This is a genomic window from Streptomyces tibetensis (genome assembly GCF_040647715.1).
Taxonomy (GTDB): domain Bacteria; phylum Actinomycetota; class Actinomycetes; order Streptomycetales; family Streptomycetaceae; genus Streptomyces; species Streptomyces tibetensis_A.
In genome coordinates, this window is record NZ_JBEZCR010000007.1 from 149,590 (window position 1) to 164,123 (window position 14,534).

Below are 14,534 nucleotides of genomic sequence, written 5' to 3' on the forward strand. Positions count from 1 at the left end.
GTTGCCCGCGCCCACGCGGCGGAGCCGCACATCGATACAGCCCCGCGCCCCTAAAGGGGCGCTCCGGAACCCGCGCTCCAGTGGTACAGGGTCATCGCCACACTCGTCGCCAGGTTGTAGCTGCTGACCTGGGGGCGCATGGGGAGGGACAGCAAGTGGTCCGCACGCGCGCGTAGTTCCGCGGACAGGCCCGTGCGCTCCGAGCCGAATGCGAGGACGGCGTCGTCGGGGAGTGTGACGCCCCGGATGTCGTCGCCCTCCGGGTCCAGGGCGAACAGCGGGCCCGGCGGCAGCTCCTCGACGGGCAGCCGCTCCACCGTCGTCGCGAAGTGCAGACCCGCCCCGCCCCGCACGACCGTCGGGTGCCAGGGGTCGACCGTCCCGGTCGTCACCACGCCGGTGGCGCCGAAACCGGCGGCCAGGCGGATCACCGCTCCCGCGTTGCCCAGGTTGCGCGGGTTGTCGAGGACCACGACCGGGGTCCTGCGCGGCGCAGCCGCCAGCTTCGCCAGGCCGGCGGAACGGGACGGCCGTACGGCCAGCGCGGCCACGGCGGTGGGGTGCGGGCGCGGCACGAACGACGCGTACGTCGCGTGCGGCACCTCGCTCAGCAGCCCGGCCATGGCGTCCCGCACGTCCGGGGCCAGCTCGTCGGCGAGCGCGAGCGCGGCCGCCCGGTCGGCTGCCACCGCCACCGGCACCTGCGCGCCGAAACGCAGCGCGTGCTTGAGGGCGTGGAACCCGTCGAGCAGGACGGTGTCACCGGCGAGCCGGTGCCAGGCGGTCACGGGGTCGGTCATGCCCCGAAGCCTACGTGCGTGCTCTCGGGGCTCTCGTGCGCACGCTGCCCGGGGACCGGCGCGGAGCCGCCCCGGCGCGGCAGCCGGTCACGCACGCGTGCCGCCCGGTCGCCCAGGCGGCGCAGGAAGCCCGTCGGCAGGAACACCGCATCCGCCGCGATCATCGCCAGCGAGAAGAACGGCAGACCGAGGACCACGGCGATCACGGCGTGCTCGGTCATCATGACCGCCAGCAGGACGTTCTTCACCCGCCGGTTGAACAGCGTGAACGGGAAGGCGACCTGCACCAGGACCGTGCCGTAGGTCACCAGCATCACCATCGTGCCGCTGGCGGACAGCAGGTCCGCCAGCCCCGGCCAGGGCGAGAAGTACTCCAGGTGGAGCGGGTAGTAGACCGCGGTGCCGTCCTGCCAGCGCGAGCCCTGGATCTTGTACCAGCCGGCCGTCGCGTAGATCAGGCACGCCTCGGCCATGATCACGAGCAGCGCGCCGTTGTGCACGATGTTGGCGACCACGTCCAGCATGATCCGCGGCTCACCGGTCCGGGCCCTGCGCCCCACCAGCCACCACAGCCCCTGCACCACCCACACCGTCCACAGCAGCGCCGGTATCAGCCAGTCGCCCTGCACCCGGCCGGCCAGGGTCACCGCGACCAGCACGAGCCCGAGCGCGCCCCACAGCACCGGTCCGGTCCGGTCCGTGACCCGCTCTCCCCGCGCGCGGGCCGCGCGGGAGCGGGCGGCCCGCCCGGCGTCCAGCGACCACACCTGGGCGCAGCGCGTGAACACCAGGTAGATCGACATCAGGTGCAGTACGTTGTCGCCGCCGTCGCCCATGAAGACGCTGCGGTTCTGCAGCGACAGCACACCCACCATGAACAGCACCGACATGGTGCGGGTGCGCCAGCCCAGCATCAGCAGGGCGCTGGTCAGGACCGCGAGGGCGTAGACGATCTCGAACCAGACCCGGCCGTCCGACCACATCAGGGCGGTGAAGGATCCGTTGGACCCGACCAGCTGCCGGGCCAGATCGAAGCCCCAAGGGCCGTCGGGACCGTACAGCTCGTGCCGGTGGGGGAGTTCGCGGAGCAGGAACAGCAGCCAGGTGGCGCTGAAGCCGATGCGGATGACGGCCGTCTGGTAGGGGCCCAGGGCGGCCTCGGTGACGCGGGCTATGACGCCCGAGACGGCCAGCGAGAAGCGGTTCACCGCACCCCTCCCTCGGCCTCGTCCCGCGGCACCCTCCACCACGGCAGCTCCCGGTAGGACGGTGTCATGGAGACCTTCTCCCGGCTCCACTCGGGCGGCGGCACATTGGTGGTACGCGAGCGCACCTGCACCCGTTCGATGACACCGGCGCCCCCGGTGGCGGCCCGCACCGCGTCGTCGTCGTGGAGGCGCAGCACCATGATCCGGCGCAGATACGACTCCGAGAGTGCTCCGCGCAGGCCCACCGGGCGGTTCTCGCCGTCGTGCGTCGCGACGAAGAAGTCCCAGGCCCGGCGCAGCTCGTTCTGCTGGGTGTGGCTGGGCAGCAGGTTGCCGTCGATGGCCCGGCCGTCCTCGGCGGACAGGTCGTACCAGCCGGTGACCGACGTCATGCCGTCCGGTCCGCGAACCCCCGCGCGGACCTGGATCGAGATGTTCTGCTGGAGCGGGTTCGGCGCGAAGAGCTTCCAGTTCTGCTCGAACTCCGGATAGATCCAGTCGTCGACGGCCTTCCCGTGCGCCCTGGTGACCGTGTTCGCCGGCGCGACGTGCAGGAACGTCATCCCGAGGTGCACACACACCCCGATGGCCACGACGGCCAGCGCCAGGGCGACACCGACCTGGTAGCCCAGGGAGAGCGCGGCGATGCCGGTACGGGGTTCACCGGACAGGTCCACCGGTACGTCCAGCTCCGTGGGCGGGGCCGCAAGGCTCGGCGCGTCGGGGCCGTGCCGGGCGTTCGAGCCCTCGTCGTACGCGTCCATTCCGCCCCGTTCCCCGATCCCGGTCCCACGTTCCGTCCGCCCGGCCGGCCGCGAGGGCGTCGCACCGCCCGCACGGCACTGCGCACGGCATCGGCACGGGCACGGTACTCAGCAGACCCACCCGCGCACAGCCCCTGGCCACCCCTCCCACCGTGGCCATCGCCACACCGGGGGGCGGGCCGACCGTACGGCGAGTGACACCCTACGGCGCCGCCCGTACACCCATTCCCTTCTTCTAGAACCTGTTCTATCTTGACGCCCCGTCAGCTCAACGGGATCGCCGGAAGGACAGGCACCGTGGACTTCACCTTCACCGAGGAGCAGCAGGCGGCGGCCGAGGCGGCGAAGGGCGTCTTCGTCGGGGTCGCCCCCGACGCCGTGCCCAGCCCGGCCCTCACCCCGGGCGCCGTCGCCGAGACCTGCGACCGCGCCCTGTGGTCCCGCCTCGCCGACGCCGACCTGCTGAGCCTGCTGCTCGACGCGCGGTACGGCGGGGCCGGCCTGGACGCCATCGCGCTGTGCCTGGTGCTCCGGGAGTCGGCACAGGTACTGGCCAGGGTCCCCCTGCTGGAGAGCAGCGCGGCGGCCGCGGCCGTCCAGGCCTACGGCAGTGAGGAGGCGAAGGCGGACCTGCTCGCCCGGGCCGGCCGGGGCGAGACCGTCCTGACCGTCGCCGCGCACGGCCGCACCGGCCACGACCCGGCCGAACAGTCCGTGACCGCCCGGCAGGACGGCGCGACCTGGGTGCTGGACGGCGTGCAGACGGCGGTGCCGTGGGCCTACGACGCCGACGTAACGCTCGTCCCCGCGCACACCGGGACCGGTCGGACCGTGCTGGCCCTGGTGCCGCGCGGACACGAGGGGGCCCACCTCGCCGAGCAGTTCTCCACCAGCGGCGAGCGGCTCGGTGAGCTGCGCCTGGCGTCGGCGCGGCTCGCGCCCCGGGACGTCATCGACACCGCCGGGGCGTGGGAGTGGCTGCGGGATCTGCTGGCCACCGGGACCTGTGCGCTGGCCCTCGGGCTCGGGGAGCGCGTGCTGCGGATGACCGGGGAGTACACCGGCAAGCGGGAGCAGTTCGGGTTCCCGATCGCGACCTTCCAGGCCGTCGCCGTCCAGGCCGCCGACCGCTACATCGACCTGCGCGCCATGGAGGCCACCCTGTGGCAGGCCGCCTGGCGGATCGCCTCCGGGGCCCCCGGTCCGCTGCCCGCCGCCGGTGACGTGGCCGTCGCCAAGATCTGGGCGGCGGAGGGCGTCCGCCGGGTCGTGCAGACCGCGCAGCATCTGCACGGCGGGTTCGGCGCCGACGTGGACTACCCCCTGCACCGCTACCACGCCTGGGCCAAGCACCTGGAACTCTCACTCGGCCCCGCCGCGGCACACGAGGACGCCCTGGGCGACCTCCTGGCCGCCCACCCACCGGCCTGACCCGCGGCACAGGACCGCGGCGGTGTCCCTGCAGGCGGCAGGGTCCCTACAGGCGGCAGGGTCCCTACAGGACGAACCCCTGCTGCCCGTCGTCCGTCACGACGGGACGGCCCGCCGCCTCCCACACCTGCATGCCGCCGTCGACGTTCACCGCGTCGACACCCTGCTGGGCCAGGTACATCGTGACCTGGGCGGACCGGCCGCCCGAACGACAGATCACATGGACCCGGCCGTCCTGCGGGGCGGCCTCGGTCAGCTCGCCGTACCGGGCGACGAACTCGCTGATCGGGATGTGCAGCGCCCCTGCGGCGTGGCCGGCCTTCCACTCGTCGTCCTCCCGGACGTCCAGCAGGAAGTCACCGTCCTTGAGGTCCGCGACCGCGACCGTGGGCACACCAGCTCCAAAACTCATGCGTCCGACGCTACCGGAACCGGCCGCAACGCCGACCGGGGCACGGCTCAGCCCTGGCCCCGGCCTTGTCCTTCTTGCCCGTCGAGCAGCGCGGCCAGCTCCGTCTCCCGCTCGGTGACCTGGGTGAGCAGGCCCTGGCCGATCTCGTCCAGGAGCCGGTCCGGGTCGTCCGGGGCCAGCTGGAGCATGTGGCCGATGGCACTGTCCTCCAGCTCCCGGGCCAGCAGCCCGAGCAGCTCCTTGCGCTGGGCCAGCCACTCCAGACGGGCGTAGAGCTCCTCGGCGCGGCTGGGACCCCGCTCCAGCTCGGGTCCCTTGGCCCACTCAGCGGCGAGCTCACGCAGCTCCGCCTCGTCGCCCCGGGCATAGGCGGCGTTGACCCGCGTGATGAACTCCTCGCGCCGCGCGCGCTCCTTCTCCTCCTGCGCCAGGTCCGGGTGGGCCTTGCGGGCCAGCTCGCGATAGAGCTTGCGGGCCTCCTCACTGGGGCGGACCCGCTGCGGGGGCCGCACCGGCTGGTCCGTGAGCATCGCCGAGGCCTCGGGGAACAACCCGCCGCCGTCCATCCAGCCGTGCAGCAGTTCCTCGACGCCGGGGATCGGGGCGAGCCGCGCTCTGGCCTCCTCCGCCCGCTGCCGGTCCGCGGCGTCGCCGCTGCGGACGGCTCTGGCCTCCAGGATCCGGGCGTCCAGCTCCTCCAGCCGGGCGTACAGCGGGCCGAGCTTCTGTTCGTGCAGCCGGGAGAAGTTCTCGACCTCGACGCGGAAGGTCTCCACCGCGATCTCGTACTCGATCAACGCCTGCTCGGCGGCCCGCACGGCCCGCTCCAGCCGCGCCTCGGGCCGTGCGGCGTCGCCACCATCCTGCTCAGCTTCCGGGGTCGTCACCCGACCAGCCTAGGGGACGCACCGACCCGTCCCGTCTCCAGCCACTCAGCTCCCTCCCCTCCCCCCTACACCCCCATCTCCGCCGCGACCTTCCCAGCCCGCACCCCCGCCAGCAGCTCCGCGTGATCGGCCTCGGTCCGGTCCGCGTAGGTCACGGCGAAGGACGCGATCGCCTCGTCCAGCTCCTCGTTCTTCCCGCAGTACCCGGCGATGAGCCGCGGATCGGCGCTGTGTGCGTGCGCGCGCGCCAGGAGGGCACCGGTCATGCGGCCGTAGTCGTCCAGCTGGTCGGTGGCCAGCGCGGCCGGATCGACGCTGCCCTTGCGGTTGCGGAACTGGCGGACCTGGAACGGCAACCCGTCCACCGTCGTCCAGCCCAGCAGGTTGTCGCTCACGACCTGCATCCGCTTCTGCCCCAGCACCACCCGCCTGCCCTCGTGGCCGGCCTGAGGCGTCTCGAAACCAGCCGTCGCCAGATGCGGAACCAGCGCCGACGCCCGCGCCTCCTTGACCTGCAGGACCAGCGGTTCGCCCCGGTGGTCCAGGAGCAGCACGACGTAGGACCGGGTGCCGACACTGCCCGTGCCGACGACGCGGAAGGCGACGTCGTGCACCGCGTGCCGGGCCAGGAGCGGAAGGCGGTCCTCCTGGAGGGTGCCGACGTACTCCTCCAGGGACGCGGCCACCGCCGCGGCCTGGGCGTCCGGGACGCGCCGCAGCACCGGTGGCGCGTCCACGAACCGGCGTCCGCCGTCCTCCGTGGCCTCGGTCGACTTGGCCGCGAAGCGGCCGCTGGTGTTGTGGCGGGCCTTCTCGGAGACCCGCTCCAGCGTGCCGAGCAGATCATGGGCGTCGGTGTGGGAGACGAGCTCCTCGTCCGCGATGGCGTTCCACGCGTCCAGCACCGGGAGCCTGGCCAGCAGCCGCATGGTCCTGCGGTAGGCGCCGGCCGCGTCGTAGGCCGCCTTGCGGCACTGGTCCTCGTCGGCTCCGGCCACCCGGCCCGCGAGCACCAGGGAGGCCGCGAGTCGTTTGAGGTCCCACTCCCAGGGGCCGGGCACCGTCTCGTCGAAGTCGTTCAGGTCGATGACCAGGCCGCCGCGCGCGTCGCCGTACAGGCCGAAATTGGCCGCGTGGGCGTCACCGCAGAGCTGCGCCCGGATCCTGGTCATGGGCGTGCGCGCGAGGTCGTACGCCATGAGTCCCGCCGAGCCGCGCAGGAACGCGAACGGGGTGGCGGCCATGCGGCCGACGCGGATCGGGGTCAGCTCGGGCAACCGCCCGCGGCCCGACTCCTCCACGGCGCTCACCGCGTCGGGCCGGGACGCGTCCAGGTCGAGCGAGGCGTGCGAGCTGCGCGGGATCTGCTTGCGGAGGGCCTTGCCCTCGTCCTTGGGCGACCCGGCGGTCGGCCACTCGGCGAAACCACGCACCCGCGGCAGCCTGCGCGACGCCCCGGCCCTGCCGGTGCTCTCCGGCGTCGGCAAGGTCACCGCGGCCCCGCTCGCCGCCGTCCCGCTCTCGCCCCGGTCTCCGGTGCTGGCCATCCCGACCGCCTCCCCCGCACGCGCACGAACATCAACTCGTGCCGACCGTACAACCGGTGGCCGAAACGCGTCAGACCCTGTGGACAACTCCACCGCTGTGGACACCCGCGCCGGGCCGTACGGCAGTGGCTACGCCCCCGACGACACGGCCTGAGCCGGTACGGAGGCCTGCGTCGGCGCTGCCGCCGTCTCCTCCGTCGTGACCTGCGCCAGCACCCGCTCGGCCCTCTCCACGGAGATGTCGAGCCGGGCCAGCACCGCCGGCACGGTGATGCTGGGCAGGAAGTGCTCGAACAGCACGACGACACGGCGCTCCAGATCCTGCCGCTGGCAACGCAGCTGCGACAGCAGCTGCACCCCGGAGAAGCTGCCGACCAGCAGCTCCGCCGTCTCCGCCACGTCCACGTGCTGGAGCAGCTCGCCCCGCGTCTTCGCCTCGGTGAGCAGCTGCGTGTTCTGGTCGATCCACATCCGGAAGGCCGGGGTGCGGTCGAGGTCCATGGCCCCCTGGTCGAGGGCGAGCCCCACACTGGCCCGCACCAGCGGTTCGGACCGCAGCCGACGGGCCATCACCAGACCGGAGTCGACGAGTTCCTGCAGTTTGCTGGACTGTGGGGGGAGTGTGATCGCGAGCTGCTCCTCGAACACCCCCGCCGCCAGCTCCTCCTTGGAGCCGAAGTGGAAGTACAGCGCGCCCTTGGTGACGCCGGCCCGGTCCAGGATCTCGCCGATGGTCGCCGAGGTGTAGCCGCGTTCGTCGAAGACGGCCGCTGCCGCCTCCAGGATGGTCCGCCGAGTGCGGATCGCGCGCTCCTGTCGCGCCATCGGATGCCTCCTGATCTCCGTCGATCCCTGTGAAATCGCTGTGTGGCGAGGGCGCGAGAGCCTGGTCAGGGGCTTGGCTCACCCTTTGAAAAAAACCGGCTCGTCCGTATCTTAGTCAAGCGTCGACCGCGGCCAGGCAGCCGAACTGGGGGTTCTCATGCCGCAGACAGGGCCTTTAAGCGCACTCACGGAGGATCAGACCGGACGCGAGGGCCGTCCGGCAAACGGAAGCGCTACGACCGTCGAGAATCCGCCACAGTCCGCCGCCCCCCGGGGGGCCACCCCAGCGCGCCCCGCCGCAGCACGCCCGGCCACCACCGCTGAGGCCCCCTCACCGCCGGCTCCCCCTGTCGAAGCACCCGCACCCCCGGCCACGGACACCGCCACCCAGGAACCGTCGGCACCGGTCACCGAGATGCCGACGGCACCGGCCCCGGAATCATCCGCAGCCCCGGCCACCACCGCCGAACGCCCCCCGCCATCGGCCGACGCCGCCCAAGAACCCGCGCCGCTCTCCCCCGTCACCGGACCCTCCGCCCTCCACTCCCACACCGCCGCCGTCGTCACCAAGGAACTCGCCCATCGCACCACTGAGACGGACGTCTTCCCCGCCCGGTGGACCCGAATCTCCGACAGCCGCTTCCGCTTCACCGCGCACTGGCCGGACTCCCACCCCTTCTTCGGCCCCGTGGACGACCGCCACCAGGACCCGATGGTCGTGGGAGAAACGTTGCGGCAGGCCTCGATGGTGCTGGCGCACGCCGAGTTCGGCGCCCCCGCCGACACGCACTTCGTCATGTGGGACATGACGGTCAGCGTCGACCCGGCCGCACTGCTGCTGGCGGACGCCGCCGAACCGGTCGAGTTCGACGTCGTGTGCTCCGAGGTCCGCCGCCGCGGCCGCGGACTGCACAGCATGCGGACCACGATGGAGTTCCGCCGTGCGGGACGGCTCGTCGCCCGCGGCACCGGAAGCACCGGCTGCACCTCACCACGCGCCTACCGCCGCCTGCGGGCGGACAGGCTGGACGCCATGGACCGGCCGGTTCCCCTCCTGGCGGGCATAGCGCCGCCCACGGCGGGCCGGGCCCGCGCCGAGGACGTCGTCCTCGCTCCCGGCGACCGCCCCGGCGTCTGGAACCTGCGCGTCGACACCGGCCACCCGGTCCTCTTCCCGCGCCCCAACGACCACGTCCCCGGCATGGTCCTGTTCGAGGCGGCCCGCCAGGCCGCGACCGCCGCGTCCGGCCTGCACCCCTTCCTGCCGACCAGGATGACGGCCGACTTCGCCCGGTACGCCGAACTGCACACCCCCTGCCGCATCGAGACCGAGGTACGCGCCGGAAGCTCCGGGGAGGCGACCGTACGGGTCTCGGGCCGACAGGACGGCGAGTCCGTCTTCACCGCCACCCTGACCTCCGCCCCGCCCGCGCGGGTACGGTCCCTGTCGTGACGCTCAAGATCCTCATCACGGGCGCGAGCGGCTTCACCGGCAGCCGGGTCGCGGCCACGGCGCAGCGGCAACCCGGCGTCCGGGTACGCCTGTTGTCCCGGCACGCGCCGCAGGGGCCCGAGTACGTGCACGGCGACCTGTGCGCCCCGCCCTCCCTGCGCGGCGCCTGCGCCGACACCGACGTCCTGGTGCACTGCGCCACGACGGTCGACGGCGACGCAGAGACCGTCGAGGCGGTCAACGACCACGGCACCCGGGCCCTGGTCGAGGAGGCCGGGCGCGCCGGGGTGCGCCGGATCGTGTACGTCAGTACCGCCGCCGTGCACGGCCGGGGCCCCTTCCGCGGCGTACGCCCCGGGGACGTCCCGATCGCGCCCGCGTCATCCACCAGCCGCACCCGGGCCGCCGCCGAACGGTACGTCCTCGACGCCGGCGGTCTGGTGCTGCGCCCGCACCTCGTGTACGGCGAGGGCGACCGCTGGGTGATCCCCGGCCTGGTGTGGCTGATGAACGAGCTGTCGGCCACCCTGACCGGCTGCGCTGCGCTCCACTCGATGATCGACGTCGACACCCTGGGCCGTGCGGTGGTGGCCGCCGCGCTGTCCCCGGCGCCCGGCGGCGGCGTGCACCACGTGAACCACCCCGAGCCGGTGGCGGTCACGGACCTGCTGGCGGCCGTCTCCCGGGAACTGGGGGAGCCCGGCGGCGGCGCGGCCCTGGACGTCGCCACCGCCCTCGACCGGGCCGCCGGATCCCCCCTCGCCCTTCACCACCTCGGCATGCTCACGGTCGACCACTGGTTCGTGGACGACACGTTCTGGAAGGCCTTCGACTGCTCGCCCGGCGAGGGGTTCGAGGCCGGATTCACCCGCGCGGCACCCTGGTACCGCGCGTTCCTCCGGGGCCGGAAGGTCTCCTGATCACTCCGGCCGCACCTCCGCCGCCGACACCTCCGCGCCCGGCCCGGAGCCGGGGCCGTGCAGCAGCACCGGCAGCTCCTCGTGGCCGGTGGAGATGATGGACGGCAGCCGCTTCGGGGGATGCGACGGATCGGCCAGGGCCAGCCGCGGGAAGCGCGCGAACAACGACCTCAGGGCCACGGTCGCCTCGGCCATGGCCAGGGGCCGGCCCAGACAGTGGTGCACGCCGTGGCCGAAGGACACGTGGTCGCGGCTGGTGCCACGGGTGATGTCGAACCGGTCGGCGTCGGGCCCGTGCCGCTCGGGGTCGCGCCCGGCACCGGCGAAGGAGACCACGAGCGGATCGCCCTCGGGGATGGTCAGACCGGGCTCGATCTCGATGTCCTGCACGGCGTAGCGCAACCCCGACATGGCACCCGGCGCCTCGAAACGCAGCGACTCCTCAAGGGCGTCCTCCCACGTCGCCCGCCCCGAGCGGACGAGCTCGAGCTGCTCGGGGTGGGCGAGCAGGCTGTGCACCGTGTTGTCGATGAGGTTGACGGTCGTCTCGAAACCGGCGGTGAGCAACAGGATCAGGTTGTCCATCAACTCCTGCTCGCTGAAACTGCCTTCGTCACGCGCGGCGATGAGCGCCGTCGTCAGGTCATCGGCCGGGTGCTCGCGTTTGTGCTGGAGGAACGCGGTCAATGTCCCGTAGAGGTCGACGGCGTTGGCCTGGGCGTCCTCCAGGGAGATGGCGGTGTCGAAGAAGCGGTTGATGATGCGGTAGAGGTCCGCGCGGGGGCCGTCCTCGCCGGGCGGCACGCCGAAGAGCTCGCACACCACCTCATGGGGGATCGGCGCCGCGAACGCGGCACGCAGGTCGACGACTTCGCCCTCCGGGACGCGCTCCAGTGCCTCCAGCGCCCGGTCGACGATCTCCTGGACGCGCGGCATGAGCGCGTCGACGCGGCGCTTGGTGAACGCGGCGGCCATCGGCTTGCGCAGCCGGCTGTGGTCGGGTCCGTAGGCGGTGACCATGTTGCGCACCGAGACCCAGATGGCGAGCGGCCAGGTACGGGAGATGTCCCCGTTGATCCAGGCCGGCCAGTGCTGGAAGGCGTCCTTGCTCGTCTCGGGCCCGGCCAGGAGCCGCTTGTTCAGCTCCAGACCGGTGATCCACCACGCCCGTACGCCGCCGGGAAGTTCGACCTCCACGGCCGGGCCCCGGGCACGGATCCGGGCTATCTCGCCGTAGAGGTCCTGACCGGACGGGTCGATCGACAGGAAGGGGCAGGCCTGCTGTTCTGCCATGACTCATCGCTCCTCGGTCCAGGGACTGGGGGACCATCGTGCGATCAACGAGCCGGAAAAACTTGGCATCCGGTTTGTTTTAGCCATGGTTTTCACCTGCGGTCGGCCACGCACGTCACTTCCGCAGCCCGAGCCCCGGTCACCGCAGCGCGAACCCCGGTCACCCCAGCTTGAGCCTCGATCACCGCAGCGCGAACCCCACCCGGGACGCTTGCGTCCGAAGCCCCGGAGCAACCGGCGCCCCACTCCCCGCGGATCCGCTCCCCGCAGCTCCACTCCCCGCAGGTCCCTTCCCCGGAGGTCCGCCTTCCGCCGACCCCCTCCCCGCCGATTCGCTCCCCAGCGATTCGCTCCCCGCCGGATCCAGCACGCCCACCAGCCCCGGCGCCGCCACGCACGGCAGCAGCAGCCGCCACAGGTCGGTCAGCGAGGGGCGGGCGAGCCAGCCCTGGTCCTCCCGGGCCAGCACCTCGATGCCGGTCGTGGCGGCCAGGACGACGGCGCAGGTGCGCTGCGGCGTGACACCGGCGGCGAGTTCGCCCAGGCGTTCCGCCTCGGCCAGCAGCCCGCGCACACACCCCCGCCATTCCCGGCGCAGGTCCCACGCCCGCCCGGCGCCTGTCTCGGCGTTCAGCCGTAGCCCGGCCCGCACCACCACGTCGGCACACAGCAGCCGGGCGACGTGGTGGGTGACGTCCACGAGGCGTTGCAGGGCGTGCCCGTCGCCGTCCCGGGCGCGCCCCGCGGCGCCGCGCAGGGCGTCGGCGGCCGCGCGCTCGACGGCCTCGGCGACTGCGGCCTTGTTGGCGAAATGGAAGTGCAGCGCACCGGAGCTGACCCCGGCCCCCGCGCTGATCCGCGCCAGGCCGGCCCGGACGTACCCCCGGTCCTCGAACTGTTCGGCGGCAGACCGGATCAGCGCGAGACGGGTCCGGACGGCCCGGTCCTGTTTGGTCACCCGTGGCTCCCCTGCAGGGCTCTGATGGCGACGCAATGAAACCAACTCGCTGGTTTTTGCACAACGTGCCCACACCGCAAGGGCTTTGAGACCGGCTCCTAGGCCCGCAGATACGCCAGCACGGCCAGTACCCGGCGGTGGGTGGCGTCGGCCGGCGGCAGGTCCAGCTTGGTGAGGATGCCGGAGACGTGCTTGCCCACGGCCGCCTCGGAGACCACCAGTTCACGGGCGATCGCGCTGTTCGACCGGCCCTCCGCGATCAGCGCCAGCACCTCCCGCTCGCGCGGGGTGAGCCGCTCCAGCGGGTCGCGGCGGCGGCGCAGCAACTGCCGTACGACCTCGGGGTCGACGACCGTGCCGCCGTCCGCGACCTCGCCGAGCGCCTCGACGAACTCCTCGACCTGGCCGACCCGGTCCTTGAGCAGGTAGCCGACGCCCGTGCCGTCGCCGGAGTCCAGCAGCTCGGCGGCGTACCGGCGCTGCACGTACTGGCTGAGGACCAGCACGGGCAGCGTGGGCCGCTCCTCGCGCAACCGTACGGCCGCGTGCAGACCCTCGTCCTGGAACGCGGGCGGCATCCGCACGTCCGTCACGACCACGTCCGGGTCGTGCTCCCCGACGGCCGCGACCAGCGCCTCGGCGTCCCCCACGGCCGCGACGACCTGGTGCCCGCAGCGCTCCAGCAGTCCGACGAGCCCGTCCCGCAGCAGCACGCTGTCCTCCGCCAGGACGACACGCAGCGGCCGCTCAACTCGCAGGGTCACAAGGGATCTCCACACGCAGCAGGGTCGGTCCGCCGGGCGGACTGGACAGGGAGAGTCTGCCATCGAGCACCGACACCCGGTCGGCGAGACCGGTCAGCCCGCTGCCGTCCCCGGCCCGCGCTCCACCGCACCCGTCGTCGCGTATCCGCAGCAGCAGCCGCCCGTCCCGATGCCCGCCGCTCACCTCGGCCCGGCTCGCCCCGCTGTGCCTGCCCACGTTGGCGAGCGCCTCGCACACCACGAAGTAGGCGGCGGCCTCGACCGCCGGTGAAAGCCGCCCGGGCAGCTCCAGGTCGACGTCCACGGGCACGGCCGAACGGTCGGCCGCGTCCGCCACGGCCGCTTCCAGCCCGAAGTCGGCGAGGACCTTGGGGTGAATGCCGTGGATGAGCTCGCGCAACTCCGCGAGGGCCGTGCCCGCCTCCTGGTGCGCCTTGGCGAGCTGGTCGGCGAGCGGGCCGGGCGGGGCGTCGAGGCGCGCCAGCCCGAGCGTCATCGTCAGGGCGACGAGCCGCTGCTGCGCCCCGTCGTGCAGATCGCGCTCGATCCGCCGCCGCTCCGCCTCGAAGGCGTCCACCAACCGCACCCGGGAGCGGGCCAGTTCGACCACGCGGGCCCCCAGGTCGGCCTCCCGCGGCGCGATCAGCAGCCGGGTCAGCCCGGCCCGGGCCCCGGCCACGACGCCCAGCAGCCAGGCACCCGCCGCGAGCAGGACCAGTCCGAGGACGGCGCACCCCACCGCAGTGGGCCAGGTGGTGACCAGCCACACCTTGAGGACCTTCGCCTCACCGAGGACGGCCAGGAGCAACGGGGTCGCCGCCACGGAGAGCGGCCCCAGCAGGAAGACGGCGAACGCGAGGGCGTCGACGGGCCACAACAGCCCCGCGAACAGCAGGGCGTGGCCCAGCTCCCGCCAGGTGGCCCGCTCCCGCAACCGCGTCGACAGCCAGGCCCGCAGCCCCGGCTCCCGGGGGGCCTCGTGCGGGTCGGGCGCCGGCTCCGCGTCGACCAGCCGCAGCCGGTACCGCTCGACGGCCGCCACCGGAACGCCCGCCAGGACTGTCCCCAGCAGCAACGGCAACCCCACCAGCGCGAGTGCGAGCACCCCGCCGACCGCCGCCGAGAGCACGATCCCCACCAGCACGACCACACCGACGAGCGCGCCGCTGACCAGATAGGCGGCCGACCGCCACGGCCACGCCGACAGCGGATAACCGGGGCGGGACATGGCCTGCCACACGTTCCGAGGGTGCATGGGGATCACCGTAGAAG

14 protein-coding genes are annotated in these 14,534 nt (G+C 73.2%); 3 read left to right on the plus strand and 11 right to left on the minus strand.

All coding sequences use genetic code 11. The features are described from left to right. Positions 1-50: 50 nt before the first annotated feature. The 3 genes from AB0B29_RS20085 to AB0B29_RS20095 are packed head-to-tail and all read right to left on the minus strand — an operon-like array spanning position 51 to position 2,772. A complete protein-coding gene (locus AB0B29_RS20085; protein WP_362241383.1) occupies positions 51-800 on the minus strand; it encodes a TrmH family RNA methyltransferase in 750 nt (249 codons plus the stop codon). Next, positions 797-2,008: an HTTM domain-containing protein gene (locus AB0B29_RS20090; RefSeq protein WP_362241385.1), complete on the minus strand. Its 1,212-nt coding sequence runs from the start codon at positions 2,006-2,008 to the stop codon at positions 797-799. The genes AB0B29_RS20085 and AB0B29_RS20090 overlap by 4 nt, the downstream gene beginning before the upstream one ends. Continuing rightward, positions 2,005-2,772, minus strand: coding sequence for a DUF5819 family protein (locus AB0B29_RS20095; RefSeq protein WP_362241388.1), 768 nt, complete (start codon positions 2,770-2,772; stop codon positions 2,005-2,007). Before AB0B29_RS20095 ends, AB0B29_RS20090 begins: the two co-directional genes overlap by 4 nt. Positions 2,773-3,069: 297 nt before the next feature. On the opposite strand from AB0B29_RS20095, the gene AB0B29_RS20100 reads away from it, so the two are divergent. Continuing rightward, entirely contained in the window at positions 3,070-4,203 is a 1,134-nt protein-coding gene (locus AB0B29_RS20100; RefSeq protein WP_362241390.1) for an acyl-CoA dehydrogenase family protein, read from the plus strand. 64 nt (positions 4,204-4,267) lie between these two features. Here AB0B29_RS20100 and AB0B29_RS20105 read toward each other — a convergent pair whose 3' ends face one another. From AB0B29_RS20105 to AB0B29_RS20120, 4 genes are all read right to left on the minus strand, one after another. After that, positions 4,268-4,597, minus strand: coding sequence for a rhodanese-like domain-containing protein (locus AB0B29_RS20105; RefSeq protein ID WP_053670196.1), 330 nt, complete (start codon positions 4,595-4,597; stop codon positions 4,268-4,270). A 65-nt stretch (positions 4,598-4,662) separates the two neighbouring features. Then, the gene (locus tag AB0B29_RS20110) at positions 4,663-5,502 is read right to left on the minus strand and encodes a hypothetical protein (protein WP_362241392.1); all 840 of its coding nucleotides are present in this window, start codon (positions 5,500-5,502) and stop codon (positions 4,663-4,665) included. Between the two features lie 65 nt (positions 5,503-5,567). Next, positions 5,568-7,049, minus strand: a complete 1,482-nt coding sequence (locus AB0B29_RS20115; protein WP_362241395.1) for a DUF2252 domain-containing protein — start codon at positions 7,047-7,049, stop codon at positions 5,568-5,570. Between the two features lie 129 nt (positions 7,050-7,178). Continuing rightward, entirely contained in the window at positions 7,179-7,874 is a 696-nt protein-coding gene (locus tag AB0B29_RS20120) for a ScbR family autoregulator-binding transcription factor (protein WP_362241398.1), read from the minus strand. Positions 7,875-8,289: 415 nt separating this feature from the next. Here AB0B29_RS20120 and AB0B29_RS20125 point away from each other — a divergent pair, with 415 nt between their 5' ends. After that, positions 8,290-9,327 (plus strand): ScbA/BarX family gamma-butyrolactone biosynthesis protein, encoded by a 1,038-nt coding sequence (locus AB0B29_RS20125; RefSeq protein WP_362241401.1) that lies wholly within the window; start codon positions 8,290-8,292, stop codon positions 9,325-9,327. Further along, the gene (locus AB0B29_RS20130; RefSeq protein WP_362241404.1) at positions 9,324-10,247 is read left to right on the plus strand and encodes an NAD-dependent epimerase/dehydratase family protein; all 924 of its coding nucleotides are present in this window, start codon (positions 9,324-9,326) and stop codon (positions 10,245-10,247) included. Before AB0B29_RS20125 ends, AB0B29_RS20130 begins: the two co-directional genes overlap by 4 nt. Here the strand turns inward: AB0B29_RS20130 and AB0B29_RS20135 are convergent, their stop codons facing one another. From AB0B29_RS20135 to AB0B29_RS20150, 4 genes are all read right to left on the minus strand, one after another. Further along, on the minus strand, positions 10,248-11,540 hold the full coding sequence (locus AB0B29_RS20135; RefSeq protein ID WP_362241407.1) for a cytochrome P450 family protein: 1,293 nt from the start codon (positions 11,538-11,540) through the stop codon (positions 10,248-10,250). A 181-nt stretch (positions 11,541-11,721) separates the two neighbouring features. After that, positions 11,722-12,498 carry a ScbR family autoregulator-binding transcription factor gene (locus tag AB0B29_RS20140; RefSeq protein WP_362241410.1) on the minus strand — a complete coding sequence of 259 codons (777 nt, stop codon included), beginning with the start codon at positions 12,496-12,498 and terminating at the stop codon, positions 11,722-11,724. 98 nt (positions 12,499-12,596) lie between these two features. Further along, positions 12,597-13,256 (minus strand): response regulator transcription factor, encoded by a 660-nt coding sequence (locus AB0B29_RS20145; protein ID WP_362241999.1) that lies wholly within the window; start codon positions 13,254-13,256, stop codon positions 12,597-12,599. Next, positions 13,246-14,517 (minus strand): sensor histidine kinase, encoded by a 1,272-nt coding sequence (locus AB0B29_RS20150; RefSeq protein WP_362241413.1) that lies wholly within the window; start codon positions 14,515-14,517, stop codon positions 13,246-13,248. Before AB0B29_RS20150 ends, AB0B29_RS20145 begins: the two co-directional genes overlap by 11 nt. Positions 14,518-14,534 lie beyond the last annotated feature (17 nt).